Origin of the sequence: Gudongella sp. DL1XJH-153, from assembly GCF_049310905.1 — a bacterium.
GTDB lineage: Bacteria > Bacillota > Clostridia > Tissierellales > Tissierellaceae > Gudongella.
This window is the reverse complement of record NZ_JBMEMN010000084.1, coordinates 1-1,108: the sequence shown is the minus strand read 5'-3', so window position 1 is coordinate 1,108 and position 1,108 is coordinate 1. Positions and strand designations below refer to the sequence as shown.

The following is a 1,108-nucleotide window of genomic DNA, read 5'->3' as shown; positions in this document are numbered from 1 at the left end:
GCTATTACAGCAAGAAATGAAGTCTTAAATAAAGAGATCGACGCTCAGAAAAACAAAGTATCCACCCTTGAAGCTGCGCTGAAAAATGCTGCGGAGTCCTTTGGGGAGAATGACAAAAGAACAAAAGCCTGGCAGATTCAGCTAAACAATGCAAATGCAGATCTAAATAAAATGGAAAAAGAGCTGGATGACAACAACAAGGCTCTTGATGCAGCCAGTGACGGGTTTGATGATGCTGGTAAAGAAGCGGACAAGTTTGGGGATGAAATAAAAGACTCTGCAAAGGTAACCGATGATGCCGGTGGTAAGTTTGAAAAGCTAGGCTCTGTTTTGAAGGGTGTAGCAGCAGGCATTGGTGTTGCCATGGCTGCCATTGGGGCTGCAGCTGTCACTGCAGGTAAAAAGCTCTTTGATATGGCTAATGATGCTGCGGCTGCAGGGGATGAAATCGATAAGGCCAGCCAGAGAATTGGTCTCTCCAGAAAAGGCTATCAAGAGTGGGACTATGTTCTTTCCCAAAATGGAGCAAGTATCTCTTCATTAGATAATGGAATGAAAAAACTCAATAACACCGTGGATGATGCCATCAATGGGAGTTCTTCAGCCACGGAGAAGTTTCAGCGACTAGGTATTTCCATGTCAGATCTACAGGGAAAAACCCGTGAAGAAGTCTTTGAAATGACCATTAAAGGTCTTCAAGGGATCTCTGATGAAGGTGAAAAAGCGGCCATTGCCAATGACCTGCTTGGGAGTGCTTCAGTTGAACTGGGGGCACTTTTAAACCAGACCGCTGAAAGCACCGATGCCCTTAAGAACAAAGCCAGTGAACTGGGTCTGGTTATGAGCGATGAGTCTGTAGACGCTGCGGTGAACTACACAGACGCCATGGATAACCTCACCCGCTCCTTTGCTGGGGTGAAAAACAACATCACATCCCAGCTCCTTCCTGGTTTTACCATGATTTTAGATGGTTTGACGGGCCTTATCACTGGCCAAGAGGGTGCCGCCGAGCAGTTAAAAGAAGGTGCAAAGCAGACGGTTGAACAGATTGCTATCATCCTTCCTCAAATTCTGGATGTGGTTACTGGACTTATTGCAGCTATTGCAG

1 protein-coding gene is annotated in these 1,108 nt (G+C 46.0%); it reads left to right on the top strand.

The genetic code is table 11. The features are described 5' to 3' along the window. Positions 1–1,108: hypothetical protein (locus ACOEN1_RS13450; RefSeq protein WP_422487402.1), on the top strand; the 1,108-nt coding region annotated here is incomplete at both ends.